The following is a 17,770-nucleotide window of genomic DNA, read 5'->3' on the forward strand; positions in this document are numbered from 1 at the left end:
CGAAATTCATAAATGAGGAACACACCATGTCCCGAACCACGACAATGACCGTTCGCCTCAAAGGGCCGCTGAGTGACTTCGTGGCCGCCAATGTAGGCGAAAACGGCGCTTACGACAACGTCAGCGAGTACGTCCGGGACTTGATCCGCCGGGACAAAGAGCGGGTGGAGTCAGAAGCATTCGAACGACTCAAGGTGGAATTGACCAGTGCCTTTGCTGCACCAGAGTCTTCATACGTATCCTTGACTGCCGCAGATATCATTGCACGCAACAAGGGCTGACCGTATGGCTAATGTTCGCATACAGGACGCCGCCTCTTATCGTCTTGACGAGATCTACCGATACACGCGCGAGCGATGGGGTACAGAGCAAGCGGACCGCTACATTACCGGCATGTTTCAGGCATTTGCCAGGATAGAAAACCACGAGGTCGTTTCACAGCCCGTCCCCGCCGAATTTGGAGTAGAAGGTTTCTTCTTTCGCTACGAGCGGCATGTTGTCTACTGGCGCAGACTATCAAACGGCAACATCGGTATCGTGACGGTTCTGCACGAGCGGATGCATCAGATCGATCGGTTTCGAGAGGACTTTGGCATTTGATGGCGGCTTGGGCGTGGTTATTATTAAAATGCTGCCCACGCCTGCATCATGCCCCGCCGCTGTTCTACATACTGCGCTTGATTGTAGGCCGCGCTGACTTTGTTGGGGTCGACATGGGGAAGCTGCGCCTCAATCCAGATTTTGGGATAGCCGATTTCAGGATAACGCCCCAGAGAGAATCGCTTCTGTTTACCCAGCCAGTAATTGGAGTGGAGAACGAGGCGCGAACCCGCGACCGCAACCCTGGCAAGGTGGCGCTCTGCCGACTGATGTTCTATTCCCGCAGATAACCCGCTCAATTACCCTTCGCTTCCCATGAGAAGCGAGCTTAAGCATGATCAACCCTCAGACGCTTATCACTCATGTTCAAACGCCCGCAGACGGTGAATGTGTTCAGGCAACGACACGCAGGCCGCCATACCCTGAATCTTCTCCAACAGGTATGCCCGCTTGTCCTGGATATCCGCCCAGGCTTCATCGCTGTGATCCGCCGCCCGGTCACCAGGCAGTTTACGCAGGGACTCATAATCTTTGTGCGACTTCAGTTTGGCTTTCAGGCTGTCACGCGTATGGAACTGCACCTCAAAATACCGGTCGCCCGATGGCGCCCCGGTGCTGCGCAGTTTGACATTGACCCCGGCATAAGTGGTATCCGGCTCCACAAATCCGTTGCGTAACCGCATCGCTTCGAAGCGTTCTCTTTCCAGCAGATTCAGGATAGCCTGCGCCCTGTCTGCGAACTTTTCCGCAGGCAGGATAATTTCGTACCTCAGCGCATCACGGACGGACAAGGCCGTCGACGTTGCCCCCTGAGATCCGGACGCCTGAATCAGGGCGAGTTTGCGGGCGATAGAGGCGGGTTTCTTGAAAATAAACGCCCGCCAGTCTCCCTGTTCATCCCGGCGCAACTGGCCGCCGTGCGCCTGCAACGCCTGAACCAGCCGGGGGGTCACCTCGTGTTCAAGCTGACGCGCTTGTGTGAGGATCGCCTCCACCTGACCCGCCGTGGAAGACGCGCCCGCCGGTTCAGGCGCGGGACGCGGAACCCGCGCCGGCGCGGTAGTGGCCTGCCAGTCATCAATCTCCTCGCACCCCGCCGGAACCGGTACGCGCCGGAAAGCTTGCAGCGCCTCATTCATCCGGGCCTTGACCGTCTCCGATGTCTGGCCCTGACGGGACAGCCGCTGCTGATCCTTGTAAACGTCATGGTAACGCGCCTTGAGCGGGAAGGTTTCCCCGGTATGGAACTGGATCTCCCAGCGCTGCCCGCTCTCCGCCTCCCGCAGGCTGACGTTTATCGACCGGAACGGCATATTCCACCGGGCAAAATAGTTCTTGCGCTGGAGCAACTCATGCCCTTCGTCTTCCAGCGCCACCACGACCTGGCGGTACGCCTCAACAAAAGCGTGGTGCGGCAGCACCACGCTGTAGCGCAGTGCATCGTTGATATGCGCGACAGCCTGCTCCCAATCCTGCCGGTGTCGGGCAAACTGGTCTGTGAGCTTGTCTTCCAGCGAAGACACCGATTTAACGCTGTGTTCAAGCCCCGCCAGATACGCGCCGCCAGGCAGCAACCGTTGCAGTGTATGGGTGATACGCCGCTGCGCCTGCCGTGCCTGACCGTTCAACGCCAGCGCGGTGTTACGCAACGTCTTCGGCGACAGCGTTTGCGCCTGCTCCTGAGCGGTGGGCGGCGCGCTGAGCAGCCCGGCCTTCTGCAACGTCTCCACGGCATCCTCCATCACCGCCGCCGCCAGCGTGGGGATTGACGCCAGCGTGGTTTTCGCCTGTTCGGGGTTAAACCGCCCGTTTCGCACCTCGTACGCCGTCTGTTTGCCGTAGGGGACTTTGCGTATCCGCTCGGCATAATTGCGCTCGGTCATTTCGCACCGATCGATGATTTTACTGAACAGCCCGACACCGGTATCCGATTTCAGGGCATCGGTGCCCACCTTCACCGCCAGGGTAAACAGGTTGCGGATCGTCAGCTCCGGCTCGCCGGGCACCAGTCCCGGCTGACCATGGGGAAACTGTTCATGCGACAACCGGCAAACCGGATAATTGTCCAGCACGGCGTGAATGCGCGAAGGGGCATCCGTCGCCTGCGCGTAAGCCATCGCCAGCCCGGGCATCGCCTGGGCCAGCGCGTCGGACATCGCCGGCGGCCTCTCTTCATCGCCCTCCCCCAGTCGCAACGTCAGATGATGCAGCAGCGCCGCCGCTTCCCGCGCTTCCGGCAAATGCGCCCGGTCAATGGCCGCTCTCGCCTGCCCGCGCAGGTCATTCAGCGCGGGCGCGTCGCGCCCGTCGGCCAGCCACCGCCGCAGACCGTTGCGCAGACTGCGCTCCACGCCGTCATAGACGCCGAACATCATCCCGCGGGCCATCTTCTCACGCAGCGCATCCGGCTGGGCAAGAAACCGTCTGGCGGCGATGCTCGCTTTGCCAAGCAGTTTCCCGCCCAGTTGCTGGTTCATTATCTCCCGGGCCCGCCCGGTATGATAACGGCCCTGCTCGTCAAACGCCGCCGTCGCGGTCTTGGGCGGTTTGAAAGAGACCACCGCGCCGCGCCGCCGCCCGCGCGCCGCCATCACCTCACGGATATGCGCCGCCAGCGCGGGATAGCCCGCATAGACAAACGCCTCGTCGCCATCGGTGTCCATGCTGCGCTTGCGGAGCTCCGGGATGGGCACCGCACCCAACCGGCCCGGCGCCAGGATCTCTTTGACTCTCAGGCTGCCCGTGCAGAGCATCTGCGCCGGCAGTGTGTCCCGCTCACGCCGGGACTTCCAGCGCGACAATATCTTCAGATCTTCCCGCGAACACACCATATCCTGCCCGGCGTGAGCGGGTGACCAGTAGCCGGGCGGCGGAATAATCAGCATCCCTTTGCTGTGCAGCATATCGGCGTCCTCGCCGGAATCCTCGTCAAACCCGGTATAGCTGTACTGGATGGAAAAACACTGGTCAAGAAAACGGGCGGTGCTGTCCCCGTCGGCCGGCGTCACGACCCGGCTGACGGCAATCGGTTGCAGGTTTTCATTGTCATAGGGCGGTTTGCCCAGCAACACATCGCTTTCAGGCCGCTGGAATCCCGGCAGCGTGATGGTCGGCAGGTAGAGCCGCTCATCGGCAGACGGCACCGCGCGTACCCGCCTGCCCTGATAACCGCCGCTGACAATCATCTGGTAAAGCGTTAACGAGTCAATATTTTCATTGTGACCGGTTGATGAGGACGCCGCGCCGCCCGGCTGCCGGGCCGCATTTTTTGCCCGCCATTCAGCCACTCTTTGCTGCATCGCGTCGTGGGCTTCCTCCTGAACGGCCTGACTGCGCGGATAGTGCATCAACGCTTGGGGCGGTATCGTGTTCATTCCCACTACCTGCGTTTTCAGCAGCGGATGCTGGGAGGCCGTGGCCTGTCCCGCCCGTGACGCTTCCCAGGCCATCATCATTTCGCGCACCGCGGGGATCTGCCGCGCCACCGACCATTTCAAAAAACCGCAGCCATCATTGGGACACAACGCCACGCGCTCGCCGGACGGCCCCGTCAGCCTGAAGGGATGCTGCGGCCCCGGCACATCCGCGCACCACCCCAGACGCAATGTGCCCTCGACAACATGATCCGGCGGCACCATCTCCAACAGGGCGCGCTGGATACGCGACCAGTCCTCACGCTGAGGCGAGAGCTTTTCAACCAGACGCATAAAGTCGCTGCCTGGCACGGTATCCGCGTACCGGACCGCGGGCAACAGCGATTTGTGAGGCTTTTTGCCGCTCAGAATGTCCGTGACCTGGTTTTGCGCCCCTTTCTTCAGGTGGCTGCCGCCGAACATATCGAAACGCCACGGCTCGCCCTGAAACTGAAAGGTGCGCGCCAGAACGAAAGCGCTGAACTCGCCGGGAAGCTCTACCTCCACCAGCGGCTGCCCCGTCAGCCGTGCATAAAAGGAATAGGGCCGCTGCGTTTCGTCATCATCCGTTTTCACTTGCCGGCCCAGGGTGTCCACGATGATATGACGCGTGGCGCCTGTACCGGGCGCAAGCGCGCCGGGGCGACCGGGGGGCGAGCGCAACTGATGCCTGAGCTGCGCCAGCTCGAAAGTGATGGGCGGATGGCGCGCCACAATAGCCGCCGTCTCCCTGTTAAGCCGCAGATCCAGCGCATCATACAACCCATCGCCCGCTTCGATTTGGGCGATAAGATTCCAGCTCATCTCCTGAAGATCGGCCTGGATCGTTTGCTGCGTACGCGCCAGCGTCTCCTGCACCCAACGGGTGAGCGCTTCCTGCCGTGCTTTGGTGGCGTTTCGCTCGCCGTCGACATGCGGGATTTTCCATTGCCGGGCCACCAGACTGTAGGCTTTCAGCACCTGATAAAAGCTGAGCGCGGGACGACGCGTCCCGCAAGCTTCGCCGTCATCCCGCAGATGGAGCGCATTGCCTGACGGCAGCGTCCCTTCACGACGCAGATACCCCTCGATTTTACGCGCCACCACCGGCTGGAGCGCCTCAAGCGTTTTTAGCGCCTGGGGACGATAACGCAGCAGATCCGAACTGCGCGCCAGCGGCAACAGCCCCATACAGAGCGCCGCCACGGACTCCAGCGGCTCATCGCGCATCCTGTTTTCCTGAAGCAGCGCCTCAACTCTCGCCAGCGCCGGCCGGGCCAGCGGGCGGAGCGCGCGCGGCATATGCAGGCTTTCATAGGCTTTAAACAAGACGCCGATCGCACGGGCGCCGGCATCGCCGAAACGCTCCGGGTGCAGCTCCAGATAGACGGAAAGTCCCTCCAGCAGCGTCCGGCATTCGGCGGCCTCCTGCTCGTCATTCCGGCTTATCGTGTGCATGGCATTGGCAATCTGCGATATGTGGGAAAGCTCGAATCTTCCCCAGGCGCGGGCGCGCGTGCCCAATGGCGCGGCCAGCAGCCAGGCGGTTTCCCTGGCCTGCGGCTCCAGCGGCCATTTGCTCAGCGCATTCAAGGCCGAGCTTAACTCCTGAGCGCTCAGTTGCCGGCACAGCGCGTCGTCGAGGCCAAGCCGCTCCGCCAGCCCCAGCGCCGCGTCTCTGGCTTGCCGCGACGCCGGCCATTTGCTTAGCGCGTTTAAACTGTTGCTCACATGCTGCGCATTCATTTGCTGCCGCAGAATATCCTCACTGGAAAGCCTGCCCGCCAACGCCAGCGCCGCGTCTTTAGCCTGCGCTTGCCCCAGCCATTTGCTCAGCGCATTTAGACTATTACTTATATTCTGAACACTCATTTTCCGCAGCAGAGCATCATCGCAGGCCAGCCGCTTCGCCAGTTCCCGTGCGGCTTCCCTGGCCTGCGGCGCTTCCGGCCATTTGCTCAGCGCATTTAAGGCCGAGCTGAACTCCTGAGCGTTCATCTGCCGCCGCAGCGTCTCGTCGAGGCCGAGTTTCTCCGCCAGCGCCAGCCCCGCTGCCCTGGCCTGTGGCACCGCCGGCCATTTGCTCAGCGCGCTTAAGCTGTTGCTCACATCCTGCGCGTTCATTTTGCGTCGCAACGCCTCGTCGTTGACAACCCGGTCTGCCAGCGCCAGCGCCACGTCTGCGGCCTGCGGCGCCGCCGGCCATTTACTCAGCGCGCTTAAACAGTTGCTCACGCTCTGCGCATTCATTTGCCTCTGCAGCGCTTCATCGCTGTTCAGCCGCGCCGCCAGCGCCAGCGCCGCGTCTAAGGCCTGAGGCGCCTCAGGCCATTTGCTTAAAGCGTTCAGGCTGTTGCTCACATGCTGCGCATTCATTTGCCGCCGCAGCATACCGTCTCCGACCAGCCTCTTTGCCAGCCCCATCACCGCATCTGCGGCCTGCGCCGCCGCCGGCCATTTGCTCAACGCGCTTAAGCTGTTGCTCACATTCTGCGCATTCATTTGCCGCCGCAGCGCCTCGTCCCCGGCCAGCCGCCCCGCCAGCCCCAGCGCCGCGTCTGCGGCCTGCGCCGCCTCTGGCCATTTGCTCAACGCGTTCAGGCTGTTGCTCACATGCTGCGCGTTCAGTTGCCGCCGCAGCGTCCCGTCTCTGGCGAGCATCCCCGCCAGCACCAGCGCCGCGTCTTCGGCCTGCGGTACTTCCGGCCATTTACTCAGCGCGTTTAAGGTCGAACTCACCTCCTGCGCATTCATTTGCCGCCGCAACGCCTCGTCTCTGACCAGCCGCCCCGCTACTGCCAGCGCCGCGTCTTCGGCCTGCGGTACTTCCGGCCATTTACTCAGCGCATTCAGGCTGTTGCTGACCTGCTGCGCGCTCAGTTGCCGCCGCAGCGCCCCGTCCCTGACCAGCCGCCCCGCCAATGCCAGCGCCGCGTCTGCGGCTTGGGGCGCCGCCGGCCATTTGCTCAATGCATTTAAGCTGTTGCTGACATGCTGCGCATTCATTTTCCGCCGCAACATGCCGTCTCTGGCCAGCCGTCCCGCCAATGCCAGCGCCGCGTCTTCGGCTTGCGGCGCCGCCGGCCATTTACTCAGCGCGTTCAGGCTGTTGCTCACATGCTGATCATTCATTTGCCGCTGCATCATGTTGTCTCTGGCAAGCCGCCCCGCCAGCGCCAGCGCCGCGTCTGTGGCCTGCGGCGCCGTCGGCCACTTACTCAACGCATTTAAGGCTCCCCCCACCCCCTGGGGTTTCATTTGCCGCCGCAAGCCCTCGTCCCCGGCCAACCTGCCCGCCAGCACCATCGCCGCCTCGCTGATCTGCCTCTGCTGTGGCCATTTGCCCAGCGCGCTTAGGGTACTCCCCAAATTCTGAGCGCTCATTTGCCGCCGCAGCGCCTCATCGCTGACCAGCCGCGCCGCCAGCGCCAGTACCGCCTCCGTCACGCGCGTCGCCGTCGGCCATTTGCTCAGCGCGTTCAGGGTAACGCTCACGCCCTGTGCATCCAATTGCCATCTCAGGCGCGCATCCCCGGCCAGTCTGTCCGCCAGCGCCAGCACCGACTCCCGCACCTTCACCGCCGTCGGCCATTTGCTCAACGCGTTCAGGGTAACGCTCACGCCCTGTGCATCCATTTCCCGGCGCAGTCCGCCGTCTTTGAAAACTTTCCCGGCCAGTAGCGGGATGAACTCCGCTATCCTCGGTTCAGCAGACCACTTGCCAAGGGCATTCAGCCCATCACACAGACTTTCCGCACTCATTTCATCCAGCAGCGACCGGTTCAACCGCATCTCCGCCGCCAGCGCCAGCGTCGCTTGCCTGGCCCACCCCTCGCCCGCCCACTGGCTCAACGCGAGCAAAGCGCGACTGACCTCTTTGCATCCCAAATTTTGTCGCAGATCACGATCCTCGGTGATGGCGTTGCCCAGTACGATGGCCTGATGTTTTATTACCCCGCGCGTCGGCCATTGACTGAAAACATTCAGCATCCCGGTCACATCGGCGGCCTGCATTTTTTGTTTCAGCCGTAAATGCGGATCGGCGATCCGCTCGGCCAGCATGCAGGCCGCCGCCTCCGCCCGGGGGTGTTCAGGCCATTTGCCCAGCGCATTGATAAACATAAGCGTGTCACGCGAACCCAAGACACAGCGCCGATCCTGCAAAGAATCCGCGATAATTCTCAAGGCCGCATCACGGCAGCGCCCGCTGCCCGCATTCTTGGCAAACGAACCGACCAGTTGCGTGCGTGATCTGATGTCCAGCGAACCGATATCACGGACATGCAGCGCCTCGTCCGCAATGCACGCCAGCGCCCGCATAGCGATCTCACTGTCCGGGTATTTCCCCAGATGGCTGGCGATTGACGCGTACTGATGCAGCGGTTCGCCTTTAAACCAGTCGGGATGCAGCACGAAGTAACGCGCGGCCAGCTCCGCACATTCCATAACGCATTGGTGAAACTGATAGGGTTGATGAGGGGGGGCATGAGGCGCGGCCAGCTTCACCAGATACCGCGCGAGCCAATAACTATTCGTTCCGGCATCATTGGCCGACTGCAAAAAAATGAGCGCCCTGCCGGTATGATTACGCCGGGCAAGTACATTATCTTCTGCCATGGCGAAACAGCGTTCCGGAAACCCGGAATCGCTGTGACGATGAAGTTCATGCCGTTGTTCCTCGCGCTGCGCTTTTAATGTTTGCGCCTCTTGATGTTCAAGATGATGTTCAGGGTAGTCGAGCGCCTCGACCCATCCCGCTTCCGGCATCGGGCGCGACGCGCCAGAAGCGTGCTCTGAATGTAGATGTTCCGACGAGGTTTCCGCCGGACGTTTTCGCGAGGAGCCCGCCTCGCCGCCGGATGATGAACCGGTTTTAGGGTGAGTATTTCCGATAATTTGCGCCCGCAGCCCCGGTTGAAGAAGACGCCCGGACCTGCCCCGGCTGCCGGAGGGGTCTGATTGCGCCACGGATTCTCTTTTTACTCTCTTTGCTTCAGGGGGACGAGAGGTTGACTCAGATGCTGGGGAAGCCTTCGCGGTAAACGCAGTATCGAAATTACGAATTTTCATTGTTCGGGTGAAATAGTGTTCTTATTGCGCCGCCGATTATTAACAGCATTGGGTGCAGCCATTTCAGAGATAGTTCCCTGTGTAACCTGACAAACACCCCAGCCATAAACCGCTCATCGAGACTTAGCGAACAAGCCGCACCCGATTTTCGGGTATCCGTTCACCCCAAACGCGTGTAGTCGATCGACTGACGCAGCAACACCTTCGCCATAATGTGAAACTGCGCCTCATCATGCTTGTCGACAGACCAGGGACGGTATTTCTGATTATCCGAAAGCACCATCAAACAATCTTTCAGCATCTGTAAACGTTTTACATGCAGCGTAGCGCCATACGTGAAAACGTAAATGCCATCCCCCTCAAAAGTATTGACTGAAATATCCACAAAGATTTGATCGCCGGGTTCAATGGTGCCCGACATACTGTCCCCATTCACCGTAATCACTTTGATCACGCCGTCAGGCTTGCCGCCGAACAAAGCCCTTCCCTGTCCCTGGCTGTACTCGATCGCTCTGACCGTTTCGACGAAGTCCGATGAGACGATCTGCCCGCTGCCTGCGCTGGCGCTGATATCCAGAATGTCCACACGATAGCTGGCGTCAGCGCTTTCAGCCTCAATCGGCATAAAAAACCAGTATTCAGGATAACCGCTCAGCGCCGACAACGCCTGTAATCGCTTGCCGGCGGGCGCATTTTTCCCGCTTACCCAGTACTGGACGGACTGTGGCGTGACCCCCAGTCGGCGGGCAAGCTCGGATTGGCTCCAGCCGTTTTCAGCCAGAACCTGCGCAATGCGTGCGGCGGAGAGCGAATGCGTTTTTTTTTCCATGGCATCAAGTTCGATTTGCATTATTTAGCATCTTCAATTTAAATCATTATAGCTTCAAGTTTTAATTGAAGCTCACAATTTAAGCCATCTACATTGGCTTATCACAGTTAAAAATATTAGCAAATATACAGGAATCGCACCGATGAACATGACTCTTGAGCAATACGCGTACAACGCAAGTTTCCATCTGACCAGCCCGGAGCCGGGCTTCATGAATGATATTCAAACACTCTTTTATGATGAAAACCAACGCTCGTGGAACGGATACTATCTGTGGAACGGGGACTTTTCCTGGGGAGGCAATGGTTCTTCCTGGCGTCATTACATCACATCGAACTGGGAGAACTTTACCGATCATGGCATCGCTATCCACAAATACCAAACCAAGGAAGGGGATATTTCCGGCGGTTCGATCGTGATTGATAACGACAATCTGTGCGGGTACGGCGCGGGTGCCTGGCTAGCGTATGTCACCAGCTACGGCGCCGGGATTCAGACCACGAATCTCTGGTATTCCACCGATAACGGATACACCTTTTCTCCCTCCGAATCCAATCCGGTGCAGCCGAATTCGCTTAAGAAAACGGATTACCGCGATCCTTTCGCCTTTATCCATAACAACCACGTTTATCTCTATCTGGCTGAAGAGAACGAATTCGGGGTTTATCGATCCGCGAACGGCAAAGCGCCGTTCGATTACCTCGGCAGCGTTCCGATAGAATATATGGGCATGGTTGAATGCCCGGCAATAACGACGCTGCATTGCACCGATCTCAAGATGGACAAAGCGGTGCTGGTGTTCGGCGGCAACGGCGGCGGACTCGAAACCAGCGGAACGTTCCTGCATGTCGGCACACTCGATGACAACATGCTTTTTCATGCGATCGAAACACCGACGCCGCTTGCACTTGACCTCGGCGCCGATTTTTACGGTGCCCATATCGGCTACCAGACGGAAGGCGCTTACGACAATCTGCACTGTCTGGCATGGGTATCCAACTGGGGCTATTGGCAATATACGGCGGCACCGCCCGCCGTCGACAGAAACGGCATCATCGGTTGCGCCAGCATGCCGCGCAAGGTGACATTGCGGTATCTCGACAACCGTTATCGTCTTGAAACCGAACCAGCCTGCGATATGCCGCTCGGAACATTGATGACCACGAAAACGGCGACGAGCGCCGGCAGCTACGCACTTGATTCATTCAGCAACGGCTGCGGCCGTTTGCGCATCACGCTGGAGGATAATAACGCCGAAAATCTGACGCTCACCCTCGGCAACGATAAGTGGCGGATTTCACTGGCGATGGTTTGCGCCACGGGTGTCTGCACCGTCACCCGATGGTCGGTCTTATTGGAAAATAACCCCCCCTTCCTCAAACCTCACCGGATGACGTTGCCTACCACGCCAACCAGGTGGGATGTGTTGATTGATCGACAGGTGGTGGAGATTTTTTTCGACACCGGCACATCAGCCACTTTCGCCACCTTCAGCGACGGCGGCGCGATAAACGTCGTTTTCGATGTCGCGTGATCTATCGCTGAGTGCGCGAATTCCTCACTCAGCGCCACTCAACGTTAATCCCGGTAGGCGATTGGCGCAGCCTATCGGGACATGGCCCGTACTCGGCGGCTGCGGCATACATGCAATCCGTCAGCGTGGCATGTGGAAAACCTAGCCCAAATCGCAAACGAAACAGCCCTGGTGAGATGGCCTTTTAAGGGAAACGGGCCTTGCCGGACGTTAACACCATCGGGCTTTTTCGACATCAATCACAAACCGGAGTGACAATGAAATACAGAAATCGACGGTCGCTATTATGTAAGACGATGATAGCAATGACCATCCTGTTCGGCGGCGTGCAGCACGGGTGGGCGAAACCTTTGCCTGCTGACACCTTTATTCCCAGCATCAGAAAAGACAGAGTCGACCCGCCGGCGCAGGGGCTATGGCTTTCGCCGGGCTATGGCAGATTGTTCGACTTCAGAAATAATGCGGTTACTGTCTACAATTACGCCAAAGGCGCGTGCTGGCGCGACTCCGGCTATGTGAACGCGCCATCGCTGAACAGTCTGATTCCTTTTTACTCTACGGCAGAGTCATCGCGGTCGAGGGTATTCGCCTCGGCGCCCGAGGGTACGCAATACCACGTCAGATCGGTCACCGCCATCCCGTCCGTTTGCGCCCAAACGATAAACCGCACCGCGCCGGGCTATATTTTCAACGCCATCACTGCATCGTTGATCGATTTCTATCCCTTTGAGAAAGAACACAATGTCGATTGGGCGTCGCGCAAAAAAGAATGGCAGGCGCGCGCGATGGCCGCACGTTCAGACCGCGAGTTACAGGCGATTTTGACGGAACTTTTTCGCGGCGTGGAGGACTTGCATACCAGCATCTCCGGCACGTTGAATGCCCGTCCGTTCAGTATCAGGGGATTTCGCGGCGACGATTTCCGATGGTTGCAGACGGTGTTCGCGCGGCAGAATCAGGAAACACTTTTCCTGAGTTGGTTTATGCGCTCGTGGATGCCAAAAGAGCTTGAGCAGGCATCGGCGGCGCTGTTGCCGGGCACAAGGCGGCAGGCGCTCAACAACGGATTAGTCTGGGGGAGACTGCAAGGCAATATCGGCTATCTCGCCATCAACAGAATGGGCGGATTCTCAGACGACGGCGATCTTGCCGCCGACCGAGCCCTGCTCGGCCCCGCGTTGGATCGGGCGCTCACCGATCTCAAGAACTCGCCCGCGCTGGTAGTGGATATTTCGCACAATTTAGGCGGTTACGATGAAATCTCAGCCGATATCGCCTCACGTTTTGCCGACAAACATCGGCCAGCGTATTACAAACGGGCTTTCCGCAATGGCGAAGAACAGCCGTTCGCGACAACCCCTCATCGCGGCGTTCGTTACCTCAAACCCATCTCTCTGCTCACCAGCGAACTCACCGCCAGCGCAGCGGAAGTCTTCACTATGCGAATGCGTGAATTTCCGCATGTCACTCAGGTGGGTGAAACTACGCAAGGCGTTTTTTCAGACTCAACGGAAAAAAGCCTGCCCAACGGGTGGACGCTGTCCATGTCTACAGAAATTTATCGCGACTCCCGCGGGAAGAACCATGAAGGCGTGGGTATGGTGCCGGATATCCGCTATCCGGTCGTTTGGGCCGATCATGCCGCCGACGGATATCGCAAAGCCATCCTGAATGCGGCTGAGCTCGCGGCGAAGTAATCCCGCAGCCAGTTCCTCTCGTACTCAGCGACCGTGTCGACATCAGCGCTAATTAACCCTCGGTTAGCGCTGACTTAACCCTCGGTTTAAGATCGCTGAACTCACGGCTCCCGACAGTAGTTTACCGAACAGGCAGGCCAACCCCCTCAGATTTTCAATCCCGCTTCCCTGCCCTGACCACGGCTGATGCCCTGATCGCGGGAAGGCCAGATCGCTTCGGCCGTTTGTTCAACGCTTCAGCAATCAAGCGCTCGCCCTTCGGCCAGTGTCGCGTCAGCGCATTTGCTAATGTAGCTGAAGCTAACCTACGGTGTGAATCATGCTTCCCGGACGTCTTGAATCCGCGCGGTTAAACGCGCATCTTACTCAGCAAAAACGGGGGACGCCGGCGGGTTTTGAAGAGGAAACCGCGCAGTACGAAAACGGGATACATCGCCCGGCATTTGAATGATGTGCGCCTTTGCCCGCGTTCTTAACGTCCCCGAAAGCCATTTTTATCCCCTTGATGACGACTTTGCGGAAATCATCCTGAAATTGTACGACGGTGACGTCGTTCAGTGGAAAAAGGGATAACCCGCTCATTGCAAACTAAATTCACGTAAAAACGGTATGCCCACGCCGGGCGGTATCCGACCGTCAGCCATCGCTTTCAGCGCGTTTTCAAGTAGGCTGATTTTGCAATACCCTAATCGACCTCACCGGCACCGTTCGCCTCTCAGCGTTCCAGCATATCCGCCCACGGCCGCATCCTGCGCCGCCGCTGTTCCACATACCGCGCATAATTGTAGGCCGTGCTGTGAACGGCTTTTAATATTCGCGGGAGAAGTCCACTTCGCCCCGTAATGCGCCGCCTTCATGAAAACGCGCCAGATTATGCAGGAATAAACGCCCCATCAGGGTTGGCACCATCGGGCCGGCAATATGGCCGGTAAGCGTCAGCTTTGGCTCATCCCAGAACGGATGCGCCGCGGGTAATGGCTCCTGGCGAAACACATCCAGGACCGCCCCCGCGATCTGTTTTGCCCGCAACGCAGCCAGCAGATCCCCATCCACCACCGCGGTTCCCCGTCCCACATTGATAAACAAGGCCGACGACTTCATGGCGGCAAACACGTCGGCGTGAAAGATGTCGGTCGTTGCGGTGGTATCGGGCAGAATATTGATTACGGAGTCCGCATCCCGCACCGCCGTTTCCAGCTCGCCCATTCCCATGACCCGCCGAAAATGCGGCAGGGCTCTGGGCGTATTCACAATCCCGTCAAGTGCAACCCCGAAAGGTTTCAGAAAATCGGCAACCTCACACCCAATCTCACCCGCACCGACAATCAGTACATTTTTGCCTGCCAGCGATCCGGGCAAACGGTGATTCCACTCATGCTGCCGTTGACTGACCTGACGCTCGCCCAGCCGTAGCTCATGCCTGAGCATATGGGCCATCACATATTCGGCAATCGGTTGACCAAAAACGCCTACCGCACGGCTCAGGCGATAATCCCGCGGTAACTTGTCGGCCAACAATGGCTTGAATCCGGCCCAGGTAGATTGCAGCCATTTCGGTTTGACCCCCTGAGCCAGCAGGCCAGCCGCCGCATCGGGTTCACCAAGCCAGATCGAACAGTCGCCAGCTTGGGTCGCGGTTCCATCCGACAACACCAGATCCAGTTCCGGCGCTTCATCATGCAGCACAGCGCGGATTTCATCAGCGCGAAGATCCAGCAGAAGGATCGCGGTCATAAACAAGCTCCTTACGCAAAATACACACAGGACGTCAATACAGAGAAGCATAACACCGCTTCCGGCTCAGGCATTTCATCCTCGCTCCGCGGCCCAGGGTGCTAAACGCGCTCCCCCGGCACATCGACGGCAGTAGAAATTTGTAAAACGAAAATGCGGAAATGAATATCAAACTGGAGAACATATTTTTATTTCGCCAGAAATGTTGTCCACAACAAATATAACGCCCGAAATAATAAATGTTGAAACAATTTCAATGATCTGATTAAATTTAATTACAAAACAACATAGATTAATAAAAAAACGACTCACTTGACATTTTTATGACGGGGATGGGTTTAGGTTTAAATAATGAGCCATCTAATAAATAGCCGAGCTGCTCGGGCTGTAATGATAAAGGTTCGCGTTAGGTAAATAGGACATAGCCGTATTCCAAGGATAATTAATTTTTTAATATCATAGGGATATATTGCCATGTTAACTAAAGCAGAACGACCCCGTGAGCCCAGGATAGTCTTTTATTCCCATGACACGATGGGATTAGGTCACGTAAGAAGAAATATGCTACTTGCTCAGGCGGTGGCAAATATATGGTCTGACGCGGCGATCCTGTTAACGACTGGCGTACGTGAAGCCGGGCAATTCCCTCTGCCCAAAGGCGCGGATGTCGTGACGCTGCCAACTTACCTGAAAACGGCTGACGGGCGCTATCTGCCCAGGACATTGGGTAAGGATATCAACCATTTGGTCACCCTTCGCTCGAACATCCTTCATGCTGCCATTAACGCGTTCGAACCGGATATCGTCGTGGTGGATAACGTTCCGCGCGGCGCTATGTCGGAACTCGACTCCATTTTGCCGGTGCTGGCGGCAAAAGGCACAGACGTGGTGCTTGGCCTGCGGGATATTATTGATCATCCCGAGGTCGTTCAGCGCCAATGGGCAAAGCTGGGAAACGCCGCGGCCATTCGGAACTATTTTACTCAGGTGTGGATTTACGGAGATGCCAACTTTTACGATCTCCCGCGGCAATACGGGTTTGATGCCGAACTGACAAAGAAAATCACCTTTGTCGGTTATCTGGATGCCGCAAAGCGGCGTCGGAAAACGGTATCCGCTGAACGCCCCTGCCAACTCGACGCTCCCTATGTCTTGTGCATGGTGGGAGGAGGACAAGACGGCTTTGCGCTGGCGAAAGCCTTTGTCCATGCGCAGTTACCCGCAGGCCGCCACGGGGTACTGATTACCGGCTCCATGATGCCCGACGAGGAGCGCGGTCAACTGCACCATTGGGTCAGGCAGCGCGATGATATGACGATGGCGGAATTTGTGGCGGAACCTCTGGAACTGATACGCCAGGCGGAGCGCATCGTATCAATGGGAGGATACAACACTGTTACCGAGATACTGGCCCTTCAGAAAACGGCGTTGATCATACCCCGCGTCTCACCGCGTCAGGAACAGTGGATACGGGCGACAAAGCTGGCTGAACACAATCTGGTGACCTGTCTGGCCCCTGAACAATTAAGTCCTGCGTTTATTCAGCACTGGCTGGCTCAGCCTCAGACCTTCGCCAACCCGCGGGAGGTCCTGGATTTTCAGGGGTTAGAGCATGTTGCTACGCAGGTTGACGGCGTTTTACGCAACAAAATACGCAACGGAGTCTTAATCTGATGGACAATGGCGCGCCGTCACCCCGTCAAACGGTCTATGTCGGCTATGTATTGAAACGTTATCCGCGATTTTCAGAAACATTTGTCGTTAATGAGATCCTGGCTCACGAACGCGCGGGCATGAAAGTTGATATTTTTGCTTTAGGCCCGGTGAGCGAAACGCATTTTCAGGACGGTATCGCCCGCGTGAAAGCGCCCGTCACACGTTATAAGGACAGACAATACGATCCGGAAATCTTTTGGCAATTGCTGCAAACCGCACGTGAGCGACTGCCCGATTTCGACAAGAGGATGACCCAGGTGCAGTGGGGATCGCCTCATTCGTTTGCACAAGCGATTAAGCTCGCGTTGGATGTGCAAGCCCGCGGCATTCAACATCTTCATGCGCATTTCGGCACGCTCGCCACCACCGTGGCGCGTCTGGCGGCGATTTTCAGCGGCGTGACGTATTCGTTTACTGCGCATGCCAAAGATATCTACTACTGCTACGGCGAGCCAACCGAACTGGATATCAAACTGCGTGATGCCGCTTGCGTCGTCACCGTATCGGATTATAACCTCGCCTATTTGCGCAAAAAATACGGCGCCTGCGCCGAGCGGCTGGTGCGTTTGTACAATGGGGTGGATCTGCAACAATTTCCGTATTCACCGCCCGCACAGCACTCAAAGGAAATTCTGGCGGTAGGGCGATTAGTCAGGAAAAAGGGATTTGATGTACTGATTGAAGCCGTCTCGCTGCTGAAACAGCGGGGTCTGGATTTTCACTGTACCCTGATAGGCAACGGCGACTTATTTGCCCCCCTGCAACGTCAGATCGACACCTTAAAGCTGCATGACCGTATGACGCTGGCGGGCTCAAAACCACAGCAGGAAGTCATTGCCGAGATGCGGCAAGCCGCGATGTTGGTCGCCCCGTGCGTAATCAGCGATGATGGCGACCGGGATGGCCTGCCCACTGTTTTACTGGAAGCGATGGCGTTGGGAACGCCCGTGGTTTCAACCACCGTCGCCGGTATTCCCGAAGTGGTGATAAACCAGAAAACGGGATTGTGCATTCCCCCTCAGAACCCCCATGCGTTAGCGGACGCGATCGCCTGTCTGCTCAACGATGCGGATCAGCGGTTCAGTTTGTCTCACCACGCGCGCGCACTGATAAGCGCGGAGTACGATATCAATCGGAATGCCAGCCGGTTACGCGACATGTTCTCTGCCAGCGTAAGGCCATGATCGTTAACAGGTAC

10 protein-coding genes and 2 pseudogenes are annotated in these 17,770 nt (G+C 57.9%); 7 read left to right on the forward strand and 5 right to left on the reverse strand.

Translation table 11 applies throughout. From position 1 onward, the window contains the following. The first annotated feature begins 26 nt into the window (after nt 1-26). Together EH207_RS14855 and EH207_RS14860 are read left to right on the forward strand one after the other, a co-directional pair. Nucleotides 27-281: a ribbon-helix-helix domain-containing protein gene (locus EH207_RS14855; RefSeq protein ID WP_137714699.1), complete on the forward strand. Its 255-nt coding sequence runs from the start codon at nt 27-29 to the stop codon at nt 279-281. A gap of 4 nt (nt 282-285) precedes the next feature. Continuing rightward, nucleotides 286-600: a type II toxin-antitoxin system RelE/ParE family toxin gene (locus EH207_RS14860; RefSeq protein WP_137714700.1), complete on the forward strand. Its 315-nt coding sequence runs from the start codon at nt 286-288 to the stop codon at nt 598-600. A 23-nt stretch (nt 601-623) separates the two neighbouring features. Here EH207_RS14860 and EH207_RS14865 read toward each other — a convergent pair whose 3' ends face one another. The 3 genes from EH207_RS14865 to EH207_RS14875 all read right to left on the reverse strand — a co-directional run bounded on the left by EH207_RS14865 (nt 624) and on the right by EH207_RS14875 (nt 9,912). Further along, entirely contained in the window at nt 624-899 is a 276-nt protein-coding gene (locus EH207_RS14865) for a hypothetical protein (RefSeq protein WP_137714701.1), read from the reverse strand. 57 nt (nt 900-956) lie between these two features. Next, nucleotides 957-8,960: a XopAD/skwp family type III secretion system effector gene (gene xopAD, locus EH207_RS14870; protein ID WP_175413689.1), complete on the reverse strand. Its 8,004-nt coding sequence runs from the start codon at nt 8,958-8,960 to the stop codon at nt 957-959. Between the two features lie 262 nt (nt 8,961-9,222). Then, the gene (locus tag EH207_RS14875) at nt 9,223-9,912 is read right to left on the reverse strand and encodes a LexA family transcriptional regulator (protein WP_246048894.1); all 690 of its coding nucleotides are present in this window, start codon (nt 9,910-9,912) and stop codon (nt 9,223-9,225) included. A 121-nt stretch (nt 9,913-10,033) separates the two neighbouring features. Between EH207_RS14875 and EH207_RS14880 the strand changes: the two genes are divergently transcribed. Together EH207_RS14880 and EH207_RS14885 are read left to right on the forward strand one after the other, a co-directional pair. Further along, entirely contained in the window at nt 10,034-11,425 is a 1,392-nt protein-coding gene (locus EH207_RS14880) for a glycoside hydrolase family protein (protein WP_137714703.1), read from the forward strand. Between the two features lie 257 nt (nt 11,426-11,682). Next, nucleotides 11,683-13,122 (forward strand): S41 family peptidase, encoded by a 1,440-nt coding sequence (locus tag EH207_RS14885; RefSeq protein WP_137714704.1) that lies wholly within the window; start codon nt 11,683-11,685, stop codon nt 13,120-13,122. Nucleotides 13,123-13,268: 146 nt separating this feature from the next. Here EH207_RS14885 and EH207_RS14890 read toward each other — a convergent pair. Then, nucleotides 13,269-13,426, reverse strand: a pseudogene (locus tag EH207_RS14890) (helix-turn-helix domain-containing protein); the annotation flags it as partial. Between the two features lie 15 nt (nt 13,427-13,441). Between EH207_RS14890 and EH207_RS18435 the strand changes: the two are divergent. Then, a pseudogene (locus EH207_RS18435) lies at nt 13,442-13,695 on the forward strand (helix-turn-helix domain-containing protein). 234 nt (nt 13,696-13,929) lie between these two features. On the opposite strand, the gene EH207_RS14900 reads toward EH207_RS18435, so the two are convergent. Next, entirely contained in the window at nt 13,930-14,856 is a 927-nt protein-coding gene (locus EH207_RS14900) for a D-2-hydroxyacid dehydrogenase (protein ID WP_137714705.1), read from the reverse strand. 561 nt (nt 14,857-15,417) lie between these two features. Here EH207_RS14900 and EH207_RS14905 point away from each other — a divergent pair. Together EH207_RS14905 and EH207_RS14910 are read left to right on the forward strand one after the other, a co-directional pair. Then, nucleotides 15,418-16,530: a glycosyltransferase family protein gene (locus EH207_RS14905; protein ID WP_246048895.1), complete on the forward strand. Its 1,113-nt coding sequence runs from the start codon at nt 15,418-15,420 to the stop codon at nt 16,528-16,530. After that, nucleotides 16,530-17,756: a glycosyltransferase gene (locus EH207_RS14910; protein ID WP_137714706.1), complete on the forward strand. Its 1,227-nt coding sequence runs from the start codon at nt 16,530-16,532 to the stop codon at nt 17,754-17,756. Before EH207_RS14905 ends, EH207_RS14910 begins: the two co-directional genes overlap by 1 nt. Nucleotides 17,757-17,770 lie beyond the last annotated feature (14 nt).

The organism is Brenneria rubrifaciens (assembly GCF_005484945.1).
Classification (GTDB): Bacteria; Pseudomonadota; Gammaproteobacteria; order Enterobacterales; family Enterobacteriaceae; genus Brenneria; species Brenneria rubrifaciens.

Coding starts and splice junctions, on each gene's coding strand:
- EH207_RS14855 (WP_137714699.1), top strand. CDS start 27: ATGTCCCGAACCACGACAATGACCGTTCGCCTCAAAGGGCCGCTGAGT.
- EH207_RS14860 (WP_137714700.1), top strand. CDS start 286: ATGGCTAATGTTCGCATACAGGACGCCGCCTCTTATCGTCTTGACGAG.
- EH207_RS14875 (WP_246048894.1), bottom strand. CDS start 9,912: ATGCAAATCGAACTTGATGCCATGGAAAAAAAAACGCATTCGCTCTCC.
- EH207_RS14880 (WP_137714703.1), top strand. CDS start 10,034: ATGAACATGACTCTTGAGCAATACGCGTACAACGCAAGTTTCCATCTG.
- EH207_RS14885 (WP_137714704.1), top strand. CDS start 11,683: ATGAAATACAGAAATCGACGGTCGCTATTATGTAAGACGATGATAGCA.
- EH207_RS14900 (WP_137714705.1), bottom strand. CDS start 14,856: ATGACCGCGATCCTTCTGCTGGATCTTCGCGCTGATGAAATCCGCGCT.
- EH207_RS14905 (WP_246048895.1), top strand. CDS start 15,418: ATGCTACTTGCTCAGGCGGTGGCAAATATATGGTCTGACGCGGCGATC.
- EH207_RS14910 (WP_137714706.1), top strand. CDS start 16,530: ATGGACAATGGCGCGCCGTCACCCCGTCAAACGGTCTATGTCGGCTAT.